This window comes from Arthrobacter sp. 7Tela_A1, assembly GCF_049311065.1.
GTDB lineage: Bacteria > Actinomycetota > Actinomycetes > Actinomycetales > Micrococcaceae > Arthrobacter_B.
Window position 1 is genome coordinate 107,337 of record NZ_JAXIOO010000004.1, and the last position, 21,807, is coordinate 129,143.

Annotated in this window: 21 protein-coding genes and 1 tRNA gene; 18 read left to right on the forward strand and 4 right to left on the reverse strand. The window is 66.2% G+C overall.

Annotated features, from left to right (window positions below):
* Positions 1-15 precede the first annotated feature (15 nt).
* From TVB01_RS02960 to TVB01_RS03010, 11 genes are all read left to right on the forward strand, one after another.
* Positions 16-1,536, forward strand: a complete 1,521-nt coding sequence (locus tag TVB01_RS02960) for a SulP family inorganic anion transporter (protein WP_422453989.1) — start codon at positions 16-18, stop codon at positions 1,534-1,536.
* A 160-nt stretch (positions 1,537-1,696) separates the two neighbouring features.
* Positions 1,697-2,623 carry an SDR family NAD(P)-dependent oxidoreductase gene (locus TVB01_RS02965; protein ID WP_422453991.1) on the forward strand — a complete coding sequence of 309 codons (927 nt, stop codon included), beginning with the start codon at positions 1,697-1,699 and terminating at the stop codon, positions 2,621-2,623.
* A 2-nt stretch (positions 2,624-2,625) separates the two neighbouring features.
* Entirely contained in the window at positions 2,626-3,519 is an 894-nt protein-coding gene (locus tag TVB01_RS02970; RefSeq protein WP_422453993.1) for an amidohydrolase family protein, read from the forward strand.
* Positions 3,516-4,730, forward strand: a complete 1,215-nt coding sequence (locus TVB01_RS02975; protein WP_422453995.1) for an acyl-CoA dehydrogenase family protein — start codon at positions 3,516-3,518, stop codon at positions 4,728-4,730. Before TVB01_RS02970 ends, TVB01_RS02975 begins: the two co-directional genes overlap by 4 nt.
* Before the next feature lie 35 nt (positions 4,731-4,765).
* On the forward strand, positions 4,766-5,221 hold the full coding sequence (locus TVB01_RS02980; RefSeq protein WP_154580167.1) for a MaoC family dehydratase: 456 nt from the start codon (positions 4,766-4,768) through the stop codon (positions 5,219-5,221).
* Positions 5,222-5,248: 27 nt separating this feature from the next.
* On the forward strand, positions 5,249-6,817 hold the full coding sequence (locus TVB01_RS02985; protein WP_422453996.1) for an acyl-CoA synthetase: 1,569 nt from the start codon (positions 5,249-5,251) through the stop codon (positions 6,815-6,817).
* 48 nt (positions 6,818-6,865) lie between these two features.
* Positions 6,866-8,314: an AAA family ATPase gene (locus TVB01_RS02990; protein WP_422453998.1), complete on the forward strand. Its 1,449-nt coding sequence runs from the start codon at positions 6,866-6,868 to the stop codon at positions 8,312-8,314.
* A gap of 49 nt (positions 8,315-8,363) precedes the next feature.
* Positions 8,364-8,837, forward strand: coding sequence for an RNA polymerase sigma factor (locus tag TVB01_RS02995; protein ID WP_422454000.1), 474 nt, complete (start codon positions 8,364-8,366; stop codon positions 8,835-8,837).
* On the forward strand, positions 8,834-9,442 hold the full coding sequence (locus TVB01_RS03000; RefSeq protein ID WP_422454001.1) for a methylated-DNA--[protein]-cysteine S-methyltransferase: 609 nt from the start codon (positions 8,834-8,836) through the stop codon (positions 9,440-9,442). Before TVB01_RS02995 ends, TVB01_RS03000 begins: the two co-directional genes overlap by 4 nt.
* Positions 9,439-10,125, forward strand: coding sequence for an alpha-ketoglutarate-dependent dioxygenase AlkB family protein (locus TVB01_RS03005; RefSeq protein WP_422454003.1), 687 nt, complete (start codon positions 9,439-9,441; stop codon positions 10,123-10,125). The genes TVB01_RS03000 and TVB01_RS03005 overlap by 4 nt, the downstream gene beginning before the upstream one ends.
* Positions 10,122-11,078: a DNA-3-methyladenine glycosylase family protein gene (locus TVB01_RS03010; RefSeq protein WP_422454005.1), complete on the forward strand. Its 957-nt coding sequence runs from the start codon at positions 10,122-10,124 to the stop codon at positions 11,076-11,078. Before TVB01_RS03005 ends, TVB01_RS03010 begins: the two co-directional genes overlap by 4 nt.
* On the opposite strand, the gene TVB01_RS03015 is transcribed toward TVB01_RS03010, so the two are convergent.
* A complete protein-coding gene (locus TVB01_RS03015) occupies positions 11,059-11,442 on the reverse strand; it encodes a DUF1304 domain-containing protein (protein WP_422454006.1) in 384 nt (127 codons plus the stop codon). The genes TVB01_RS03010 and TVB01_RS03015 overlap by 20 nt on opposite strands.
* A gap of 241 nt (positions 11,443-11,683) precedes the next feature.
* Here TVB01_RS03015 and pstS point away from each other — a divergent pair, with 241 nt between their 5' ends.
* From pstS to TVB01_RS03030, 3 genes are all read left to right on the forward strand, one after another.
* Entirely contained in the window at positions 11,684-12,799 is a 1,116-nt protein-coding gene (pstS, locus tag TVB01_RS03020; protein ID WP_422454007.1) for a phosphate ABC transporter substrate-binding protein PstS, read from the forward strand.
* A 167-nt stretch (positions 12,800-12,966) separates the two neighbouring features.
* Positions 12,967-13,167, forward strand: coding sequence for a hypothetical protein (locus TVB01_RS03025; RefSeq protein ID WP_227896098.1), 201 nt, complete (start codon positions 12,967-12,969; stop codon positions 13,165-13,167).
* A gap of 98 nt (positions 13,168-13,265) precedes the next feature.
* Positions 13,266-14,762: a mannitol dehydrogenase family protein gene (locus TVB01_RS03030; protein ID WP_422454009.1), complete on the forward strand. Its 1,497-nt coding sequence runs from the start codon at positions 13,266-13,268 to the stop codon at positions 14,760-14,762.
* On the opposite strand, the gene TVB01_RS03035 is transcribed toward TVB01_RS03030, so the two are convergent.
* The 3 genes from TVB01_RS03035 to TVB01_RS03045 form a co-directional block, all read right to left on the reverse strand.
* On the reverse strand, positions 14,759-16,162 hold the full coding sequence (locus TVB01_RS03035; protein ID WP_422454011.1) for an APC family permease: 1,404 nt from the start codon (positions 16,160-16,162) through the stop codon (positions 14,759-14,761). The genes TVB01_RS03030 and TVB01_RS03035 overlap by 4 nt on opposite strands.
* A gap of 163 nt (positions 16,163-16,325) precedes the next feature.
* A tRNA-Met gene (locus TVB01_RS03040) sits at positions 16,326-16,402 on the reverse strand.
* A gap of 55 nt (positions 16,403-16,457) precedes the next feature.
* Positions 16,458-17,471: a sugar-binding transcriptional regulator gene (locus TVB01_RS03045; RefSeq protein WP_422454013.1), complete on the reverse strand. Its 1,014-nt coding sequence runs from the start codon at positions 17,469-17,471 to the stop codon at positions 16,458-16,460.
* A gap of 70 nt (positions 17,472-17,541) precedes the next feature.
* Here TVB01_RS03045 and TVB01_RS03050 point away from each other — a divergent pair, with 70 nt between their 5' ends.
* The 4 genes from TVB01_RS03050 to TVB01_RS03065 are packed head-to-tail and all read left to right on the forward strand — an operon-like array spanning position 17,542 to position 21,771.
* Positions 17,542-18,921 (forward strand): ABC transporter substrate-binding protein, encoded by a 1,380-nt coding sequence (locus tag TVB01_RS03050; protein WP_422454014.1) that lies wholly within the window; start codon positions 17,542-17,544, stop codon positions 18,919-18,921.
* Entirely contained in the window at positions 18,921-19,865 is a 945-nt protein-coding gene (locus TVB01_RS03055) for a carbohydrate ABC transporter permease (RefSeq protein ID WP_422454016.1), read from the forward strand. Before TVB01_RS03050 ends, TVB01_RS03055 begins: the two co-directional genes overlap by 1 nt.
* 2 nt (positions 19,866-19,867) lie before the next feature.
* Positions 19,868-20,761, forward strand: a complete 894-nt coding sequence (locus TVB01_RS03060; protein WP_422454017.1) for a carbohydrate ABC transporter permease — start codon at positions 19,868-19,870, stop codon at positions 20,759-20,761.
* Positions 20,758-21,771, forward strand: a complete 1,014-nt coding sequence (locus tag TVB01_RS03065) for an NAD(P)-dependent alcohol dehydrogenase (RefSeq protein ID WP_422454018.1) — start codon at positions 20,758-20,760, stop codon at positions 21,769-21,771. Before TVB01_RS03060 ends, TVB01_RS03065 begins: the two co-directional genes overlap by 4 nt.
* Positions 21,772-21,807: the final 36 nt, after the last annotated feature.

Sequence of the window (21,807 nt, forward strand, 5' to 3'; positions counted from 1 at the left end):
CTGAACGGAACCGCCTTGTCCCTTCCTGCTCCGATACCAGCGCCGTCACCAGTTCCAACGCCTGCCCCAGCACCCCGGCAGACGGTCCTCTCCACGCTGCGCTCGCCGCGGCTGCTGAAGACCGAAGCCCTTGCCGGACTCGTCGTCGCGCTGGCGCTCATTCCGGAGGCCATAGCGTTCTCGGTGATCGCAGGAGTCGACCCGCGGATGGGACTGTTCGCGTCCTTCACCATGGCTGTGACCATCGCGTTCGTCGGCGGACGTCCGGCGATGATTTCCGCGGCCACGGGCGCCGTGGCCCTGGTGATCGCCCCAGTCGTGGCAGATCATGGCGTCGAATACCTGGTGCCCACGGTGATCCTGGCCGGAATCCTGCAGATCCTGCTCGCGGCCGCAGGCGTCGCCAAGCTGATGCGGTTCATCCCGCGGTCCGTGATGGTCGGATTCGTCAACGCGCTGGCCATCCTGGTGTTCTCCTCCCAGCTGCCAGAACTCATCGGCGTGCCCTGGCTGGTCTACCCGGTTACCGCCGTCGGGCTCCTCCTGGTGTTCCTGCTCCCGCGGCTGACGACGGCGGTGCCCGCGCCGCTGGTCGCGATTGTGGCCCTCACGATTGCTGCGGTGGCAGCAGGCTGGAACATCCCGACCGTGGGGGACAAGGGTGAACTTCCCGATTCGCTGCCCGCTCTGCTGTTCCCCGACGTTCCGCTGAACCTGGACACCCTGCAGATCATCGCGCCGTTTGCCGTCGCGATGGCGTTCGTGGGCCTGATTGAGTCACTGCTGACCGCCAAGCTCGTGGATGACATCACCGACACGCGCTCGTCCAAGCCGCGGGAGGCCGCCGGGCAGGGCATCGCCAACATCGTCACCGGGTTCTTCGGGGGCATGGGCGGCTGCGCCGTCGTCGGGCAGACCATGATGAATGTGAAGGCCTCCGGCGCGAGGACCAGGATTTCCACGTTCCTGGCCGGGATCTTCCTGCTCATCCTGGTGGTGGTCCTCGGCGACATCGTGGCGCTGATTCCGATGGCTGCGCTCGTGGCCGTGATGATCTTCGTGGCGTATTCGGCCTTCGACTGGCACAGTATCCGCCCGTCCACCCTGCGCCGGATGCCCAAGTCGGAAACCGCCGTCATGCTGGCCACCGTCATCACCACCGTGGCCACACACAACCTGGCGGTCGGCGTCGGCGTCGGAATCCTCGTGGCAATGGTGTTGTTTGCCCGGCGCGTGGCGCACTTTGTGGCCGTGGAACGGACCGTGGCAGACGACGGTACTGCGGTCACCTATGTGGTGCAGGGTGAGTTGTTCTTCGCCTCATCGAACGACCTTTACACACAGTTTGACTACGCAGCCGATCCGGCTGAAGTGCTGATTGACCTGAGTGCTTCGCATGTCTGGGACGCGTCCGCCGTGGCGGCGCTGGATTCCATCACGGAGAAGTACCGCAGCCGCGGAAAGACGGTGCGGATTACCGGACTGAACCAGTCCTCGCTGTCCATGCAGGACCGGCTTTCGGGGGAGCTGCAGTGATTCCGGATTAACCAGCGCCGCAGCGAGCAGTTCCCTGCCCGCGGTGCCGGCGACATAATGAGTGCCTTAATCAACCGTTGACTTTCTCAACCATTCCCTTCAGGATGGAACAAAAGAGCAGGTCAACGGAGCCCGGCGCTGCCGGGAAGAAGGAGTCATCATGTCCCTGGACGGCAAAGTCGCGATTGTTACCGGCAGCGGGCGGGGGCTGGGCCTCGCTTACGCCCGGGAGCTGGCCCGGCAGGGTGCGGCCGTGGTGGTGAACGACGTCGATGCCTCCGTCGCTGATGAGGCGGTAGCGGTGATCACGGCCGACGGCGGGCGTGCCGTGGCGGTTGTTGCCCCGGTGGGATCCACCGAGACGGCGCAGGCACTGGTGGCTGCGGCGGTGGAGAACTTCGGCGGCCTGGACATCCTGGTGACCAATGCCGGGGTGCTGCGCGATAAGAGCCTGCTGAAGATGACGGACGAGGATTTTGACCTGGTGATCAACGTGCATCTGCGCGGGACGTTCACCTGTGTGCGGGAGGCCTACGCGTACTTCAAGGAACACCATGTGGCGGGCCGGATCATCACGATTGGTTCCCCGACCGGGCAGCGCGGAAACTTCGGGCAGACCAACTACGCTGCGGCGAAGGCCGGGATCGTGGGCATGGTGCGGACCTGGGCGATGGAGATGAAGAAGGCCGGGGTGACCGCTAATGCGGTGATTCCGGTGGCGGCGACGGCGATGACGAAGACGGTCCCGTATTTCGCGGCCGCGGTGGAGGCGGATGAGCGCGGTGAGGCGATGCCTGATTTCTTCCGCAAGGACCTGGGTTTTGGTACGGCGGAGGATGTGGCCGGTTTGGTGGCGTTCCTGGCGTCGGAGGAAGCTGCGGGGATTACCGGTCAGGCGATTGGTGTGGGCGGGGATCGTTTGCAGTTGTGGTCCCATCCCGAGGCTGTGGCCACTCAGTACCGGGACGGGGGCTGGTCCTATGCGGATCTTGCCGCGGCGTTCCCGTTCGCCGGGCAGCAGCAGGGTGTGGGGGAGAAGTTCCCGCCCCTGCCCGAAGACCTCCAGCCCGAAGCGGCGGCGAAGTAGCCATGGCACCCACCCGCTACGAACTGGGCCTGGACGTTGACTCGCTCACCGCGATCGACATGCATGTGCATATCGAGATCGACGGGCACGGACACGTCTCGCTGCCGCAGGACCTGATGGACGCCTCGAGCAAGTACTTCAAGGCCGAGGAACGGACACCGTCGCTGGATGACATCGCGGCGACCTACCGGGAGCTGAACATGGCTGCCGTGGTCTTCACGGTGGACGCCCGGACGCGGTTGAAGCACGAACCGAACAGCATCGAGGACATTGCCGAGGGCGCGGCCCGGAACAACGACGTGCTGATCCCGTTCGGATCGGTGGATCCGCTCACCGGCGCCGAAGCCATCGACCGGGCGAAACTGCTGGCCGAGGACTACGGGGTCCGCGGGTTCAAGTTCCACCCCAGCCTGCAGGGCTTCAACCCGTCGGACGAACGCTATTATCCGCTGTGGGAAGCCCTGGAGCAGCTGGGCCTGCCGGCCGTGTTCCATACCGGCCAGAACGGCATGGGTGCCGGCACGCCCGGCGGGTCCGGCATCAAGCTGGGCTACTCGAACCCGCTGCTGCTGGACGAGGTCGCCGCGGATTTCCCCGGCTTCCAGATCATCATGGCGCACCCGTCGGTGCCGTGGCAGGACGAAGCCAACTCGATCGCCACCCACAAGTCGAACGTCTTCATCGACCTGTCCGGCTGGTCGCCCAAGTACTTCCCGGAGTCGCTGGTGAAGCTCTCCAACTCCGTCCTGCAGGACAAGGTGCTCTTCGGCACCGACTACCCGCTGATCAGTCCGCAGAAGTGGATGCGTGCCTTCGAAGACCTGCCGCTGAAGGACGAGGTGCGGCCCAAGATCCTGAAGGATAACGCCGTCCGGCTCCTGGGCCTGGGTTCATGAGCGCGTCAGCAGCAGCCGCAGGCACCGCAGGAACGGCAGAACCCCTGTACGCCGCGGACCGGTACGGCTACTCCGACCTGCTCAGCGGTCCCGAACAGGAAGTGCTGGGGAAGCTGCGTGCTGTCCTGGACGCTCAGGTGGCCCCGCTGCTGGCGGACTACTGGGAAGCCGGGGAGTTCCCGTACCAAATCCGGCAGCCGCTGGTGGACCTGAACCTGATGGCGCCCGAAGGGGTCGCGGACAGTTCGGGGCGTACCTCCGGACTGTACGGCGGCTTCCGGAACTTTGAGCTGGCCCGTACGGATGCTTCCGTGGCCACGTTCTACAACGCGCAGTCGGGGCTGTTCCGCTCCACCGTGCTGCACGGCGGCAGCGCCGAGCAGGCCGCAGCGCTGGATCCGCTGATCCGGTCCTTCGAATTCACCGGCGTCTTCGCGCTGACCGAACCGGAGCACGGCTCGGACATTGCCGGCGGGCTGGCAACTTCGGCCCGGCGCGACGGTGATGAGTGGATCATCGACGGCGCCAAGCGCTGGATCGGCGGAGCGGCCACCGCGGACGTGCTGGCCGTCTTCGCCCGGGACGAGGCAGACGGGCAGGTCAAGGCCTTCCTCGTGCCGCGCGAAGCGCCGGGTGTGACCCTGACGAAGATCCTGCGCAAGACCTCCCTGCGGATGATGCAGAACGCCGACATTGAACTGCGCTCCGTCCGGGTTCCGGACACGGCGCGGCTGGCGAACATCAACTCCTTCAAGGACGTGGCGGCACTGATGCGCCGGCTGCGGTCCGACGTCGCGTGGATCGCCACCGGCATGCAGGCCGGGGCGTATGAAGCAGCCGTCCGTTACACCCTGGAACGGGAACAGTTCGGCCGCCCGCTGGCGTCTTTCCAGCTCACGCAGCAGAAGCTCGCCACCATGCTGGCCAACCTGACAGCGTCCCTCGGGATGGTTGTCCGGCTGACCCAGCGCCAGGAAGAGGGCATCTTCCGGGACGAGGATTCAGCACTGGCCAAGATGTTCACCTGCACCTCCCTCCGGGAGACCGTCGCCCTGGCGCGCGAAGTGGTCGGAGGCAACGGGATCACGCTGGACACCGGCGTCGCCCGTTTCCATGCCGACGCCGAGGCCGTCTATTCCTACGAAGGCACCCACGACATCAACGCCCTGATTGTCGGGCGCTCGATCGCCGGCACCGGCGCTTTCCGCTAACCCATTCATTCCCTGCAAACCTAAGGAAAAAGAACATGAGCGCTACCGTTGTCACCCTCGAAGAACTGCCCTCGCTGGCCGGCAAGGACCTGGGCTACACCGATTACGTCGAGATCACCCAGGACCAGATCAACACCTTTGCCGACGCCACGGATGACCACCAGTGGATCCATACCGATCCGGAGAAGGCCAAGGACGGCCCCTTCGGTGCGCCGATCGCCCACGGGTTCCTGACCCTGTCCCTGATCATCCCGCTGTGGAGTGCACTCTTTGACGTGGACGGTGTGAAGACCAAGGTCAATTACGGCCTGGACCGGGTCCGGTTCACCAACCCGGTGAAGGTGGGCTCCAAGGTCCGGCTGCACTCGGTGATCGCAGAGGTCACCGAGGTCAAGGGCGGCGTGCAGATCAAGACGTCGAACACGATCGAGATCGAGGGCGAAGAGCGTCCCGCCGTCGTCGCCGAATTCCTGGCCCGTTTCTACGCCTAACCGGACGCCCGGAAAGGGAGCGAGCAGATGCGAAACGAGGGACTGGGATCCTGGATCCACCGCCGCCGGGTGAAGTCGGCCGGTGTTGCGGCTGTGGCCGGGGCCGGAATTGACCTGACGTACGACCAGCTGGCCGAGCGGATAGACCGGCTGGCCGGCGCACTGGCAGCCCGCGGCGTTTCAGCCGGGAGCCGGGTCGCCTACCTGGGCAACAACCACCCGGCGTTCCTTGAGTCGCTGTTTGCTGCGGGGTCCCTGGGGGCGGTGTTCGTGCCCCTGAACACCCGGCTGGCCCCGCCGGAGGTTCGGTTCGCGCTCCAGGACTCCGGGAGCACCGTGCTGATCCATGCGGCTGAGCTGGACGGACTTGCGGTCCTTGGCTGCAGCGAATCGCCGGTGACGCACCGGTTGGTGGTGGCCCCGGAGGCCGGCTCGGCGGCGGCCCCGGCAGGGACGGAAACAGCGTCCGGCACTCCTGCGGCAGAGTCTTACGAGGCTGTGCTGCAGGATGCCGACGCTGAGCCGCGGGATGTGTTAGTCGGCCTCGAGGACCCCGCCATCATTCTGTACACGTCCGGTACCACCGGAAACCCCAAGGGTGCGCTGCTCACCCATGGGAACATGACGTGGAACAGCGTGAACGTACTGGTCGACTACGACGTCAGCTCTGAAACCATTGCCCTGATGATCGCGCCCCTGTTCCACGTAGCATCCCTGGGCATGGGCGCCCTGCCGGTCCTGCTCAAGGGCGGGAAACTCGTTCTTCACAGCAGGTTCGAACCCGGTGCGACCCTCGCGGCGATCGAAGAACACCGGATCACCTCACTTTCCGGGGTTCCCACCACCTACCAGATGCTGGCAGAACACCCAACCTGGGAATCGACGGACCTTTCCAGCCTCCGGATGCTCACCTGCGGCGGCTCACCCGTCCCGGCGCGTGTGCTCGATGCCTATGAAGAACGGGGCCTGTCCTTCTCGGGCGGCTACGGGATGACCGAAACCTCGCCGGGTGCGACTGCGCTGCCGGCCAGGTATTCACGGGCGAAGGCAGGATCTGCCGGACTGCCGCATTTCTTCACCGATGTCCGGATCTCCGGAAGCGGGGGAGTCCCGGCCGGCCCGGGGGAAGTGGGTGAAATCCAGATCCGCGGCGGAAACGTGATCCGTGAGTACTGGAACCGCCCGGACGCCACATCGACCGCCTTCTCCGACGGCGGCTGGTTCAACTCTGGCGACATGGGTTACTTCGACGACGACGGTTTCCTGTACATCTCCGACCGGATCAAGGACATGATTATCTCCGGCGGCGAGAACATTTACCCGGCCCAAGTGGAGCAGTTGATCATGGAGCTGCGGGAGGTCTCCACCGTTGCCGTGATCGGCGTTCCGGACGAGCGCTGGGGGGAAGTGCCGCATGCCGTGATCGTCCGCGCAGAAGGCGCCGAACTCGACGAGAAGACGGTCCTGGACCACCTCGAAGGGAAACTGGCACGCTACAAGGTGCCAAAATCCGTGGAGTTCCGCGAGGCCCTGCCCACCACGGCCAGCGGCAAGATCCGCAAGGCGGATCTGCGGCAGAACGCGCTGAGGGCCTGACCCCAAACAGCAGACCCGAAGCCGCGTGCGCTGATAGTGTCTGCCGCCATGGAGAAAAACCTCGCGGACTTCCTGGCCAGTTTCAACGCCGCCGTCGAACTGGCCCAGCAGCAGCGTGCCGCGTCCGCGCCCCGGCCGCGGCGGCGGGACGCCCTCAGCGCCCACCTCGGAGTGCCGGCCCAGGACGTACCGATCGTCGTGGAAGCGATCCCGTTCCACCGCTTCGCTGACGCGGACATCGCCATGGAGCAGATCGCGGCTGAGGACCCCGGGAACACGCTGATCGGCCTGGGCGGGGGACAGCAGCGCCAGCACCTTGGTCTCTCCGACATTGTGCAGGAGGAGGGCTACGGCTACATCCCGGTCGGCCAGCCGGACTTCGTCAACATCGCCGTCGGTCCCGGCAGCAGCCGGGAAGCGGTCGGATTGGGAATCCGGCTGTTCCGCCATGATGGGGTACCCGTGGCTGTCCTGCAGCGGAACGGTGACCTGCAGACCGGCAGCCCCGACGTGCAGCTGGCTGTCATGGCCGCAGAACGTCCGGTGGCCGCGGCCGTCCTGGCGGCAGTCCAGGAACACCTGCGGGTCCACAGCATCCTGCGCGGACAGGTCATCTCACTCGGCTTCGACCCCTATGGGCCGGGCGGTGCGGGGGTGAACTTCCTGACACGTCCGTCGCTGCCGCGGGAGAAGGTGATCCTGCCCGACGGCGTGCTCGAGCGGGTCCGCAGCCACGTCCTCGGCATCGCCGGGCACCGCGGCCGCCTGCAGGCCGCCAGCCAGCACCTCAAGCGAGGCGTCCTGCTCTACGGTCCGCCCGGAACCGGCAAAACGCACACTGTGCGGCACCTGCTCAGTGAGAGTCCGGGCACGACCGCCGTCCTGCTCACTGGCGCTTCGCTGGGAGCGATCTCCCAGGCGGCGAGCCTTGCCCGGGCCATGGCGCCGTCCCTGGTGGTCCTCGAAGACATTGACTTGGTGGCCGAAGACCGGAACATGGGCCACGGCCCGCAGCCGCTGCTCTTCCAAGTCCTTGATGCCCTGGACGGGCTCGAGGCCGACGCCGATATTGCCTTCGTTATGACCACCAACCGGGTGGACGTCCTGGAGCCTGCCCTCGCCCAGCGTCCCGGACGGGTGGACCTTGCCGTCGAAATCCCGTTGCCCGGGCCGGGGGACCGCGTCCGGCTCATGGAGCTGTATGCCCCGGGCGGCGAGTTTTCCGCAGCTGCGCTCGCTGAAGTGGCGGAACAGGCTGAGGGGGCGACGGCGTCATTCGCCCGGGAGCTGGTCCGCCGGGCGATCCTGGCGGCAGCAGAAGCGGGAGAAGATCCGGCCGATCGGCACCTTATCGCGGCCGCTTCGGACCTGTCCGGGCAGCGCGAAGCCATGACCCGCTCACTGCTGGGCGGTGCGGATCCGGCTGCCGGCTTCACCGCGAACGGAGACGCCGGCGGCGGACAGGGAACATCGGCACCGGGAATCGCCTGGCTATAGGACTGCAGGCTCACAAAAGGGAGCTGCCGCGCGTTTACAGTATGTGGAAGTGAAACCGTTCGAAGCGATCGTCAGGGAACACGGCGCCGTCGTGCTGCGGCTCTGCCGTGCCGTACTGGGGCCCGATGACGCGGAGGACGCCTGGTCGGAAACGTTCCTCTCCGCGCTGCGCGCCTATCCTTCGCTCGATCCTGCGGCCAACGTCCAGGCCTGGCTGGTGACAATCGCCAAGCGTAAGGCCATAGACTCCCGCCGGGCCGCTGCCCGGCGCCCGGTCACAGTGCCTGAAATCCCCGAAGGTGCGGCAGCTGCGGATCCCGGACCGGGAGAACACGACGGGCTGTGGGCCGCCCTGCGGACGCTGCCGCAGCGCCAGCGTGAAGCCCTGGCCTACCACCATCTGGCGGGGCTCCCCTTCGCGGAGGTGGCGCTCCTGCTCGAGAGCACTGAAGCGGCCTGCCGGCGCTCCGCCGCTGATGGCATGAAGAAACTTCGATCACTGGATGTGGAGGACCTCCGATGACCCCGGATACAGCACCTGCCGCGCAGGACGCGCCGGAGGCCGAGAGCGAGACGCTGGCCCGGCTGCATGCGCGGCTCACGGCCGACGCCGCCGGACAGGACCTGCTCGATGTCGCCTACACGGTAATGGATTCGCCAGTCGGGGGACTGCTGCTCGCCGCAACGCCGGCCGGGCTGGTCAGGGTCGGCTTCGCCGTGGAAGGGCACGACGCCGTCTTGGCGGAGCTGGCCGTCCGCGTCAGTCCGCGGATCTTGGCTGACGCCGCGCGCCTGGCTGAACCCGTCCGCCAGCTCCGGGAGTACTTCGCCGGCTCACGGAAATCCTTCGACCTGGCACTGGACCTGCGCCTGGCCACCGGTTTCCGGCGCACCGTCATCGAGCACCTCTCCGACATCGGCTACGGTGCCACGGCCAGTTACGCTGCCCTGGCGGCGCTCGCGGGGAACCCCGGCGCCGTCCGTGCCGCCGGAACCGCCTGCGCCCGAAATCCGCTGCCCGTTGTTGTGCCCTGCCACCGGGTGGTCCGCTCGGACGGAAAAATCGGGAATTACCTCGGCGGCAGCGACGCCAAGCGCACCCTGCTCACCATGGAGGCCGCGGCATGAGCGGTGAACTCTTCCCGCGCGAACGCTCCGCCCCGTCCGCCGGGGCGGTCCACGTGCCGGGCTGGCTGACAGCCGAACAGCAGCGCAGCATCGTCGAGGCCTGCCGGGCCTGGGCCGTTGGACCCGTCCCCATGCGCTCCGCAGTGCTGCCCGGCGGGCACAAAATGTCCGTCCAGACCGTCTGCCTGGGCTGGCACTGGCAGCCCTATAAATACACGCGCACGGCCGACGACGCCGGCGGCGGCCGCGTGGCCGAAGTTCCTGGCTGGCTGGTGGAGCTGGGCCGCAGGGCAATCCGCGCCGCCTACTGCACTGAAGGGGAACCGGGTTATGACCCGGACATCATCGATCCGGAGGACTACACCCCGGACACGGCGCTGATCAACTACTACGCCGAAGGGGCGCATATGGGTATGCACCAGGACAAGGATGAGAAGTCGTCGGCCCCGGTGGTGTCCTTCAGCATCGGCGACAGCTGCATATTCCGTTTCGGGAATACACAAACGCGGACCAAGCCCTACACCGACATCGAGCTGTCCTCCGGCGACCTGTTCGTCTTCGGCGGTCCTTCACGTTTCGCGTACCACGGGGTACCCAAAACGCTGGCCGGGACCGCGGATCCGGAGACCGGGTTGAACAAGGGCAGGATCAACATCACTCTCCGGATGACGGGAATGGAATGAGCCCGGCAGGGGCAGGTGATCCGGACCGCACGTACGTGCTGGCCGCCGCCGGCCCGTTTCCGTGGCGGCCGCTGGTCCGCAGCCTGGCCGCCCACGCTGTGCCGGGCCTGGAAAACGTGGAGGTGACGGCGTCGGGTGCAGTCCTCACCAGGCTCTGGCCGGCCCCCGGCGGACCGGTGCTGGCGCGGATCGGCCTTGACGCACCGGACCGGGTCTCCGTGAGCCTTTGCGGCGGCCGGCAGGATAACGACGCAGGCTGCCTTGGTGCGGTCCGCAGCTGGCTTGACCTCGACGCCGATACGCCCGCCGTAGACACCGCCCTGGCTGCCTTTCCCCGGCTGGCCCCGCTGGTCGAACGCTATCCCGGACTCCGCATCCCCGGGTCGGTGGACGGGTTTGAGACCGCGGTGCTGACCGTCCTCGGGCAGCAGGTGTCGCTGGCTGCCGCGCGTACCTTTGCCGCCCGCCTCGTCGCCGCCTACGGAACCGCCGGCCCCGGCGGACTCCGAACCTTCCCCGCGCCGGGCGAACTGGCCGCCGTCGCACCCGCTGACCTGCAGGCGGCAGTGCGGATCACCGGTGCCCGCGCGGGAAGCATCCATGCCCTTGCACAAGCGGCAGCCGGCGGGCTGGAGCTGGGACGGCACAGCGACTGGCAGGCGGTCCGGCCGGCACTGCTGGCCCTTCCCGGCATCGGACCCTGGACCGCCGATTACCTGGAAGTCCGTGCCGCGGGGAACCGGGATGCGTTCATTCCCGGGGACCTGGTCCTCCGGCGGGCGCTTGGAGTTGCCACCGCGAAGGAGGCGATCCGCCTGGCTGAAGACTGGCGGCCCTGGCGCGCCTATGCCTTGTTCCACCTCTGGACGGAGGCGGCATACGACGTCGTCCCCGCGCCCTCCCAGCCCTGCCTGACCCGGTCCGAAGGGAGGGTTACGCGCCAAAGAGGGTGAGAAGCAGCGCCAGCAGTGCCGGAACCCCGCGGATGAGCGCAATCCGCCCCAGCGGCCACCGGCCGGCCAGCAGCACCACTGAAGCCAGGGCCATGCAGGCAGTGGAGAAACTCATGAGGGTCAGGCCGGCCACGGGATTGCCGACGCCGATGAGCAGCACTCCCAGGACAGCGCCCACCCCCAGGAACAGGTTGTAGAAACCCTGTGTGTAGGCCAGCGGCTGGGTGGTTTCCGCGTCCTGTTCGGAAGTGATTCCGTACACGCCCATGGTCTCGGCTGTCGTCCAGCGCAGGGACTCCAGGAAGAAGAAATAGAAGTGCACGGCGGCGGAGACCACGGTCAGTATCGCTGCAGCAACCAGCATGAAACCCCCTTGGGGCAGGGACCGGGGCACCTAAGCGGTTTCCGCCTTCGTGGCCGCGCTGTGGTCCGGAGTGGACCCATCCTTCCACTACCTTCAGGGGCAGCCAAGGGAAGGGGCGGCTCCCAGTTGGCGGTGGGGACTAATCGGCGGCTAGCCTTGAAGTTGCAACCGGATGTGCCGCTTTCAAGGCATTGAGCTCCGGGCCGCCTGATGCCGCTTTCCCCTAAAGGAGCACCCCACCGTGCGCAGTTCCCGTTCCCTTCGTGCCCTGGCAGTGGCCGCCGCCGCAGCACTGGCGCTTTCTGCCTGCGGTTCCGACTACCCACTGGGTGAGGAACAGCGCAAAGCTGCGGAGAACAGTACCTCCAAGCTGGAGGGGATCATCTCCGGTTCCGGGTCCACGGCGCAGGGCCCTGCCATGGATGCCTGGATCGGGGGCTTCCGCGTGCTGCATCCCAAGGTCCAGGTCCAGTACTCTCCGGATGGCTCGGGCGCCGGGCGCAATGCGCTTCTGGCCGGTGCGGTGCAGTTCGCCGGATCGGACGCCTATCTCCAGGACGAGGAACTGGCAGAGGCCCGGGAAGTCTGCGGCCCTGGCGGCGCCCTGGATATTCCCGCCTATATCTCCCCGATTGCAGTGGCGTTCAACCTTCCCGGCATCGACACGCTGAATCTCGACGCAGCCACCGTCGCGAAAATCTTCCGCGGCGAAATCGACGCCTGGAACGATCCGGCAATCGCCGGCCAGAACCCCGGAGTGCAGCTTCCCGACACCCGGATCACGCCCGTGAGCCGCGCGGACGATTCCGGCACCACCGAAAACTTCACTGAGTACCTGCATGAGGCGGCTCCCGAAGCGTGGCCCACGGACCCGTCCGGTTCCTGGCCCGGCGGCCTCGGCGGCGAAAACGCCCAGGGCAGTGCCGGCGTCATCAGCACCGTCACCCGGACCGAGGGCGCCGTGGCCTACTCGGATGATTCAGTAGTGGATGAATCCCTGGGGACCGTCAACCTCAAGGTCGGCGATGAGTACGTCCCCATCAGCGCGGAGGGCGCGGCAATCGCCGTGGAGCAGAGCACCCGCGTGCCGGGACGCGGAGAACATGACATTGCCCTGCATCTTGACCGCACGACGACGGCGCCCGGAGCCTACCCGCTGGTCCTGGTCTCCTACCAGATCTTCTGCAGCGGCTACGAGGATGCGGACACGGTCGAGCTCGTCAAGACCTTCGGCCAGTATGTGATCAGCGATGAAGGCCAGGAAGCATCGGCCGACGCCGCCAAGAGCGCGCCCATCCCGCCGACCCTTGCAGCGGACGCACGGGCTGCCATCGAGAGCATCACCACGCTTCCCTAACCACCCGGCGAAGCTTGCCCTTATCCCCCTGACAAGGGGTTTTACTCCGGCGGACGTTTAGGTCGCCGCTGCCTTTCCAATCCTCTGAAGGCGGTCTTCGGCACCCCTCTTGCGCGCTCTGGGGACCGGTGGCACCGTGGACCTACCGTGAAGGAAAGGGGCAGGACATGCAGCCCATCAAGATCGAACGGTGGTGGCCGTACCTCGACACCACGGCGAAGCAGTGGCTTCGGGAAAACCTCCGTCAGGACGGTATTCCCAACAAAATCCAGGACCGGATCGCCGAAGCGGGCGGCCCGGTCATCGATCCCATCCTGGATATGCGGGACTGGGACTTCATCGAGACGCAATCCGAACTGGTCGATTAACTCTCGCCGCACCCGAGTCTCTGCTCATCTGAGTAGCATCGCTGCGCTCACATGATAAATTGAGCCGCACCTATCCGTTCTTTCGACAGGTGTGACTCATGAGCAAGCTCAGCACAGCGTCCCTGGCAAGCCTTCCCCCGGACCTGCCCGCCCCACAGTATGACCGTTCACAGGTGAGCACCGGGATAGTCCACTTTGGAGTGGGCGGATTCCACCGCGCCCACCAGGCTATGTACCTGGACCGGCTGATGAACCAGGGCAAGGCCCTTGACTGGGGCATCTGCGGTGTGGGGGTGCTGCCGCAGGACGCGGCGATGAAGTCCGTCATGGACGCCCAGGACTGCCTGTACACCCTGGTCCTGAAGAACCCGGACGGCACCCGCGAAGGGCGGGTAATCGGTTCCATCACTGAATACCTGCTGGCACCGGAGGATCCGGAAGCCGTCATCGCGAAGATGGCTTCCCCGCAGACCCGGATCGTTTCCCTGACCATCACCGAAGGCGGATACAACTTCCACCATGTCAGCGGGGAGTTCGACGCCGGCAACGCAGGCGTGCAGGCGGACCTGGCTTCCGGAGCCGTTCCGGCAACCGTTTTCGGCCTGGTCACCGAGGCGCTCGCACGACGCCGGGATGCAGGCGTACCGCCGTTCACCGTGATGTCCTGCGACAACATCCAGGGCAACGGAGACGTAGCCCGCAGGATGTTCACCGCCTTCGCGGACCTCCGCGACCCGGAGCTGGGGGAATGGATGCGCACGCACGTGGCTTTCCCGAACTCGATGGTGGACCGGATCACCCCCGTCACCACGGATGCGGACCGGGCCATGGTCGCGGAGGACTTCGGCATAGAGGACGCGTGGCCGGTGGTCAGCGAGGACTTTGAGCAGTGGGTCCTGGAAGACCATTTTCCGCAGGGCCGCCCGCCGTTCGAGGACGCCGGTGTGCAGGTGGTGGACGACGTCGAGCCCTATGAACTCATGAAGCTGCGCCTGCTCAACGCAAGCCACCAGGGTCTGTGCTACTTCGGGTACCTGGCCGGCTACCGCTACGCCCACGAGGTCTGCCAGGATCCGGCCTTTGCCCGGTTCCTGCTGGATTACATGGAGCGCGAAGCCACGCCTACGCTCAAGCCGCTGCCCGGTGTGGATCTGGATGAATACCGGCACAAACTGATTGAACGCTTTTCCAACGAGCACGTACGCGATACGCTGGCCCGGCTCTGCGCCGAAAGCTCGGACCGGATCCCCAAGTGGCTGCTGCCGGTGATCCGCGAGAACCTTAAGGCGGGCGGCGAAATCCACCGCTCCGCAGCAATTGTGGCCAGCTGGGCCCGGTACGCCGAGGGCACTGATGAACAGGGCGCGGAGATCGACGTCGTCGACCGGCTGCGCGAACCGCTGATGGCCGCCGCGGCACGCAACCGCGAAGATCCGCTGGCCTTCATTTCCCAGCCCGAGCTCTTTAGCGATCTGGCCTCCAATGACCGCTTCGTCGAGGCCTATATGCAGGCGCTGGCCTCACTGCACGACGCCGGCTCCCGCGCCACGGTCGAAAACCTCGTCCGCGGGCACGGGAACCGGGAGGACGGCTAGCGGCGGGAAGCGTCCGCCGGTTCCGGTGTGTCAGCCGGCGCCGGGCGGGTGCTGGCCGGCAGGGCAGCGGCCAGCACGAAGACGAGGACCAGGGCCGCACCCCAGATGATGGCAGCGAGGTTGCCGCCGACGAGGAACGGGAAGTTCCAGAGGGAGAGTGCCAGCACCCCGAGCAGGCCGATTCCGCCGGCCACAGCCGCGGCCCGCACCATGCCGGGAGCAGGCACTCCGCCGCCGCGCGTACCGAAGCCTACGATCGCGAAGCTGGTCAGGGTCATCATGACGATAACTCCGATGGCCCCTGCGCCGGAGTACCAGGTGTAGATCTCCAGGACCGGGTCCAGTTGGGCGACGGCGGAGACCAGCACGACGGCGGCGGTCACGCCGGTAACCCAGAGGGAGGCACGGGAGGGTGCCCGGTGGGCGGGGTGGACAGCAGCCAGGCCGGCCGGCAGCACCCCGCGCTGGCCCAGCGTGAAGAGGTAGCGCGAGACGATGTTGTGGAACGCCAGCATGCAGGCGAACATGCTTGTCACCACCAGGACCTGGACGATGTCCGTCATGATCGGGGCGAGGATTTCCCCGGCGAAGCCGACGACCACGCTGTCAGGACTGTCCGTGGCCAGGGCCACGGCGTTGCCGGCCCCCAGGCCGCTGATGATCAGCCAGGAGGAGAGGATGTACAGCGCGCCGATGGAGAGCACCGCGATGTAGGTGGCCCGGGGGACCGTGCGCTCCGGATCCTTGGCCTCGTTGCGGAACACCGCGGTCGCCTCGAAGCCGAAGAAGCCGAGGAAAGCGAACAGCAGGCCCAGACCAGGCGCACCGGACATGGCTTCGGCCGGGCTGAACGGGACGGAGGTGAGTTCCCGGCCCGAGAAGAGCACACCGAGGTCAATGGCCAGGACAGCGGCAACTTCCAGGACCAGGACGGTGCCGAGCACCTTGGCGGAAAGATTGATGTCCCGGTAGCCCAGGAAGCCGACGACGGCGATCATGGCGGCCGAGATTGCCCACCAGTAAACCTGGACCCCGGTCCAGAGCTCAATGAGGTTTCCTGCCTGCACGCCCAAGTAGCAGGTCATCGAGACCGTGAGCAGGACGTAGGCGAAGAGCGCCAGCCCTGCGGTGCCGAGCCCGGCCCGGCGGCCGAGCCCCCGGTCGACGTAGGAGTAGAAGGCGCCGGCATCCGGCACGTGAGGGGTCATCCAGGCGTAGCCGACCGAGAACAGCAGCAGGATGGCCGTGGCGGCCAGCACCATCAGGGGCAGGCCGACTGATTCGGAGACGGTGAGGATGAGGGGGAAGTTAGCCGCAACAACGGTGATGGGGGCCGCAGCGGCGACGACCATCAGGACGATTCCGGGCACGCCAAGCCTGCGGGTGAGAGTGGTTTCCAACGGTTTCCTTAGCTCTGTGGCCGATCTATCTCCGGCCAGCACAGAGCCGATACTAGTAAAATCACCGGTTTGGCCCCTTCACACGCGTGTCACACAGGGGTCCGGCCGGTACCGGGAAAAGCAGAAGGTCCCGGACCGGAAAACCGGACCAGGACCTTCTTTATGGTTGCGGGGGCAAGATTTGAACTTGCGACCTCTGGGTTATGAGCCCAGCGAGCTACCGAACTGCTCCACCCCGCGTCGTGCTTAGAACTCTACCGTACGCGTGCCGGAGCTGCTAATCCCGTGGTCCCCGTCACCTCTCTGTGGTGGCTGCCGGATCACTCGCGGCCGTGCCGGAGAGGGCAACGGCAAGTTCTTCGTCAATCAGCAGGGTGGTCACGAAACCTGCGGCCAGGACGGCCCGGACCGCCTCGGCGCGCGCTGCACCCTGGGCCACCGCCACAACCTTGGGGGTGTGCTGCAGCTGGGCCACGGTTACCGCGAGCACCCGGTCATCCAGTTCTGACTCCACCGGGTTGCCCGAGGCATCCAGCAGCCGTCCCGAGCATTCGGCCACGGCGCCGGCGCCGGCAGATTCCACCCGAAGGCGGTTGTCCACCCGGTTCCAGACGGTGGACAACCCTGGCATCCAGGACCCGACGGCGACGACGGCCGCGTCCAGGGCGTCCGCCTTCCTCAGGGTGTCGGCGATCTCCGGCTGGCGCCGCAGGCTATCTGCCGTCTGTTTGTTCTCGACCACGAGGGGCGCCCAGAGCGGCCAGGTCCTCACACCGGCGTGCCTGCCCAGGCTCTGGATCAGCTCCAGCGAATTGCCGCTGCCTGGAACGGGCAGGGCTCCGGCCAGCTGCACCACGTCACAGGCCGGCAGGCTTGTCACGTGCTGTGCGGCCAGATCCAGGGTCCGCGACCAGGAAATGCCCACGGTGGCTCCGGGGAAAGCAGCCGAGGCCAGTTCCTCGGCAGCGCCGCGGGCCATGGCGTCGCGGGTGGTGCGGTCATCCTGGCCCGTCGGCGTCATCCGGACATGCTCGACGCCGAGTGAGGAAGCCAGGCGATCCGGGTCCAGGTCCGTGGCTGTGGAGGGGAAGCGGACGTCGATGTGCACGATGCCCAGCGCCCGTGCATCATCCAGGTAACGGGCCACCTGAAAGCGTGAAATCCCGTAACTTCGCGCAATCTCCACTTTGGAGTGGTTATAGACGTAATAGTCCCGGCCAATCCTGGCCAGGAGTTCCTCGTGGGGCGTACCTGTTCCGGTAATGATTCGACCCTGCCTGTTCCCGAATGAGCACTCATTCTTGCTCATTTGATCCTATATGACTAGAGTCACTCACCAAATGAGCGCACCAAAATTCTCAAATGAGCAGAGGGACCGGATGAGATCACAACGCAGCAGGCCGCCGGGGCGTAGCCGCCGTTTCGGCAAGGGCGTTGCAGCTGCCGCTGCGTCTCTTGCGCTGGTCCTGGCCGGCTGCGCAGGAGACAGCGCCGAAGGCCGCGACGAAATCGTGGTGGCGATCGTTTCGAATCCGCAGATGACCGATGCGATCTCCCTGCAGGACCGTTTCAAGGAAGAGCATCCGAACATAGACGTCCGGTTCGTGTCGCTGCCCGAGAACGAGGCACGCGCCAAGATCACCGCCTCCGTTGCCACCGGCGGCGGAGAATTCGACGTGGTTATGGTCTCCAACTACGAGACTCCGATGTGGGCGGAAAACGGCTGGCTGACCAACCTGCAGGACTATGCCGAGGGTACCCAGGGATACGACCCCGACGACTTCATTCCCAACATCCGCGAGGCGCTCAGCTACGAGGGTGACCTGTACTCGGTGCCGTTCTACGGAGAGTCCTCCTTCCTGGCCTACCGCGAGGACCTCTTTGAAGAAGCCGGGCTGACCATGCCGGAGAAGCCGACGTGGGATGACATTGCCGGTTTCGCGGAGAAACTCCACAAGCCGGATGAGGACTTCTCCGGCATCTGCCTGCGTGGACTGGCCGGCTGGGGCGAGGTCATGGCTCCGCTGAGCACCATGATGAACACCTACGGCGGCGGCTGGTTCGACGAGGACTGGAACGCCACGCTCGATTCGCCCGAGGTGGAAGCCGCCGTGACCGATTATGTGGACCTGGTCCGCAGCTCTGGCCAGCCCGGCGCTGCCACCAGCGGCTACGGCGACTGCCTCACCCGGTACGCCCAAGGCAATGCAGCCATGTGGTACGACGCCACCGCCATGGTGTCCGGGGTGGAGGATCCGGCGTCGTCCCTGGTCGTCGGCAAGACCGGCTACGCGCCCGCTCCCGTGCAGGAGACGGAATCCGCCGGGTGGCTGTACAGCTGGTCGCTCGCCATTCCCTCCACAAGCGAGGAAAAGGACGCCGCCTGGGACTTCGTATCCTGGATGACCAACAAGGAATACATCGAGCTGGTGGGTGAAGAGATCAGCTGGGAACGGGTTCCACCCGGGAGCCGGCTTTCCACCTACGAGATCCCGGAATATGCCGAGGTTGCCCAGGCCTATGCGGAACCAACGCTGAGCGCCATGGCGGGGGCGTCCCAGGACACCTCCATGGCCGCACCCGTGCCGTACCCCGGATTGCAGTTCGTGGGGATCCCGGAATTCCAGGACCTTGGAACCCGGGTGGCGCAGCAGATTTCCGCGGCTATCGCGGGCCAGAAAACAGTTCAGGAAGCCCTTGAACAATCGCAGCGCTACGCGGAAACCGTCGCGGACAGCTACCAGTCAGGAGAGAACTGATGGCCACACTGGTAGAGCGGCATAACCAGAAAGCCCGCCGCGACGTCGAACAGCGCCAGGCGGGAGGAATGTCCAAGGCCGAAGGCTGGCGGCGCCGGGGGCCGCTGCTGCCGGCACTGATCTTCACGCTGATCGTCACGCAGGTCCCGTTCCTGTTCACCATCTGGTATTCACTGCAGAACTGGAATCTCCTCAATCCCGACGGCGACCGTTTCGTCTGGTTCTCCAACTACATCGAGATCTTCACGGACTCGACCTTCCGGCAAGCAGCCCTGAACAGCGTGATCTTCACCGTAGGCTGCGTCTTCTTCGCCATGATCCTGGGGATCATCTTCGCCCTGCTGCTGGACCGTTCGTTCAAGGGCCGGGGGATCGTGCGGACGCTGCTCATTACCCCGTTCCTGATCATGCCCGTGGCCAGCTCGCTGCTGTGGTCGGTCTCGATCCTGAACCCGAGCTACGGACTGCTGAACTGGCTGATCGGGCTGGTCGGCATCCCGCCGGTGGACTGGACCTCCGCCCATCCCATCGCCTCGATCCTGATGGCGCTCGTCTGGCAGTGGACGCCCTTCATGATGCTGCTGGTCCTGGCCGGACTGCAGGCGCAGCCCAAGGACGTCCTGGAAGCGGCGCAGGTAGACGGTGCCGGCTGGTGGCGCACATTCATTTCGGTGACCCTGCCGCAGCTGCGCCGGTATATCGAGTTGGGTGTCCTCCTCGGTGCCATCTACGTGGTGAACACCTTCGACCAGATCTACCTCATGACTGCCGGCGGTCCCGGGACGGCCAGCGCCAACCTGCCGTTCTACATCTACCAGCGGGCATTCCTCGGCTTCGACATCGGCCAGGCGGCCGCCATGGGCGTGGTGGTAGTAGTTGCCACGATCATCGTTGCCACCTTCGCCCTCCGCCTGATCTTCCGCAGCTTCGACACAAAGGACTAGCCGTGGCCACGCAGATACAACCGGCTCCGGCCGAACGCACGCCTTCCACCGGTACTCCCGCGGCGGCGCCGCGGCGCAAGGGCAAGCCCCGCGCCGGCGCCTCCCTGCTCACTACCCTCACCTGGATCCTGGCCATCGCCTTCTTCTCCCCGGTGCTGTGGATGGTGCTGACCTCGTTCAAGCAGGAATCAGCGGCAGCCTCCAACCCGCCGTCGTTCTTCTTCACACCCACGCTGGACCAGTACCGGGCGGTGCTCGATGCCGGGGCAGGCACCTATTTCGTGAACTCGATCATCGCCACGGGCGTCTCCACCCTGCTGGTGATCATCATGGCCGTTCCCGCGTCCTACGCCCTGTCCATCCGGCCGGTGAAGAGGACCCAGGACGTTCTGTTCTTCTTCATCTCCACCAAGATGCTGCCGGTCGTGGCCGTGATCATGCCGATCTACGTCATCGCCGGGCAGCTGAAGGTCCTGGACAACATCTGGACCCTCGTGGTGCTTTACACGTCCATGAACCTGCCGATCGCGGTGTGGATGATGCGTTCCTTCTTCCAGGAAGTCCCCTCCGAGGTGCTCGAGGCGGCGCAGATGGACGGCGCCGGCCTGCTCAAGACCCTGTGGCGGGTACTGATGCCCATGGTGGCTCCCGGCCTTGCCGCAACCGCGCTGATCTGCGTCATCTTCGCCTGGAACGAGTTCTTCTTCGCCCTGAACCTCACCGCCGCGAAATCCTCCACCGTACCGGTGTTCCTGGTTTCGCAGATGACGAGTGAAGGACTGTACCTGGCCCAGCTCTCCGCGGCGTCGGTGCTGGCCTCCCTGCCCGTGGTCATCGCCGGCTGGGTTGCGCAGAAACAACTGGTCCGCGGCCTGTCGATGGGTGCGGTCAAATGAGCCTGCCGTCCACCATGCGCGTTTCAGTACTTGATGCCCCGGGCAAGCTCCGGCTTGAGGATAGGCCGGTGCCGGTGCCGGGCCCGGGGGAGGTGCTGGTGCGGATCTCTTCCGTGGGAGTCTGCGGCTCGGACACGCACTATTACCGCGAGGGGCGGATCGGCAGTTTTGTCGTGGAATCCCCGCTGGTGCTGGGGCACGAAGCCTCCGGCCGGGTCGCAGCGGTGGGCGAGGGCGTGGACCCGGCGCGCGTGGGCACCCGGGTCTCACTGGAACCCGGCATTCCGCAGCCCTACTCCAGCCAGACACTGTCCGGGCACTACAACCTGGACCCGGATGTCCGCTTCTTCGCGACGCCTCCGGTGGACGGAACGTTTGCCGAATACGTTGTCCATCCGGCAGCCTTCAGCCATGCGGTCCCGGAGCACGTGTCCGATGACGCCGCTGCCCTCCTCGAGCCGCTGAGCGTTGCGCTTGCTGCCCGGGCAGCCGGCCAGGTGCAGCTGGGCGACAAGGTGCTGGTCGCCGGAGCCGGACCCATCGGACTGCTGGTCTCCGCTGTCTGTGCGCTCGCCGGAGCTGACGTGACGGTGACGGATGTCCGCGCCGAACGGCTGGAAGCGGCGGCCCGCTACGGAGCTGCACACGCCTTCACCTCGGCCGATGCGCCCGAACCTGCCCCGGAGTATCAGGTCTTCGTCGATGCTACCGGCGCCGAACCCGCTGCCCTGTCCGGGATCCAGCGCCTGGCACCGCGCGGCCGCTGCGTGCTGGTGGGTATGGGGTCGGACACCATCGCATTGCCGGTCCCGCTGGTCCAGGGACGGGAGCTCACCATTACCGGGACGTTCCGGTACGCCAACACCTGGCCGCTCGCCGTGGACATCGCCTCCTGCGGGCTGGTTGATCTGGACGGGCTGGTCACCTCACGCCACAGGCTCGACGACGTCGAAGCGGCCCTGGTTGCCGGGGCGGAACCGGGTGCCGTCAAGGCAGTGGTGAATCCCTGACGGCAGGCAGGCACACTGACAGGCGTTCGTGCAGCG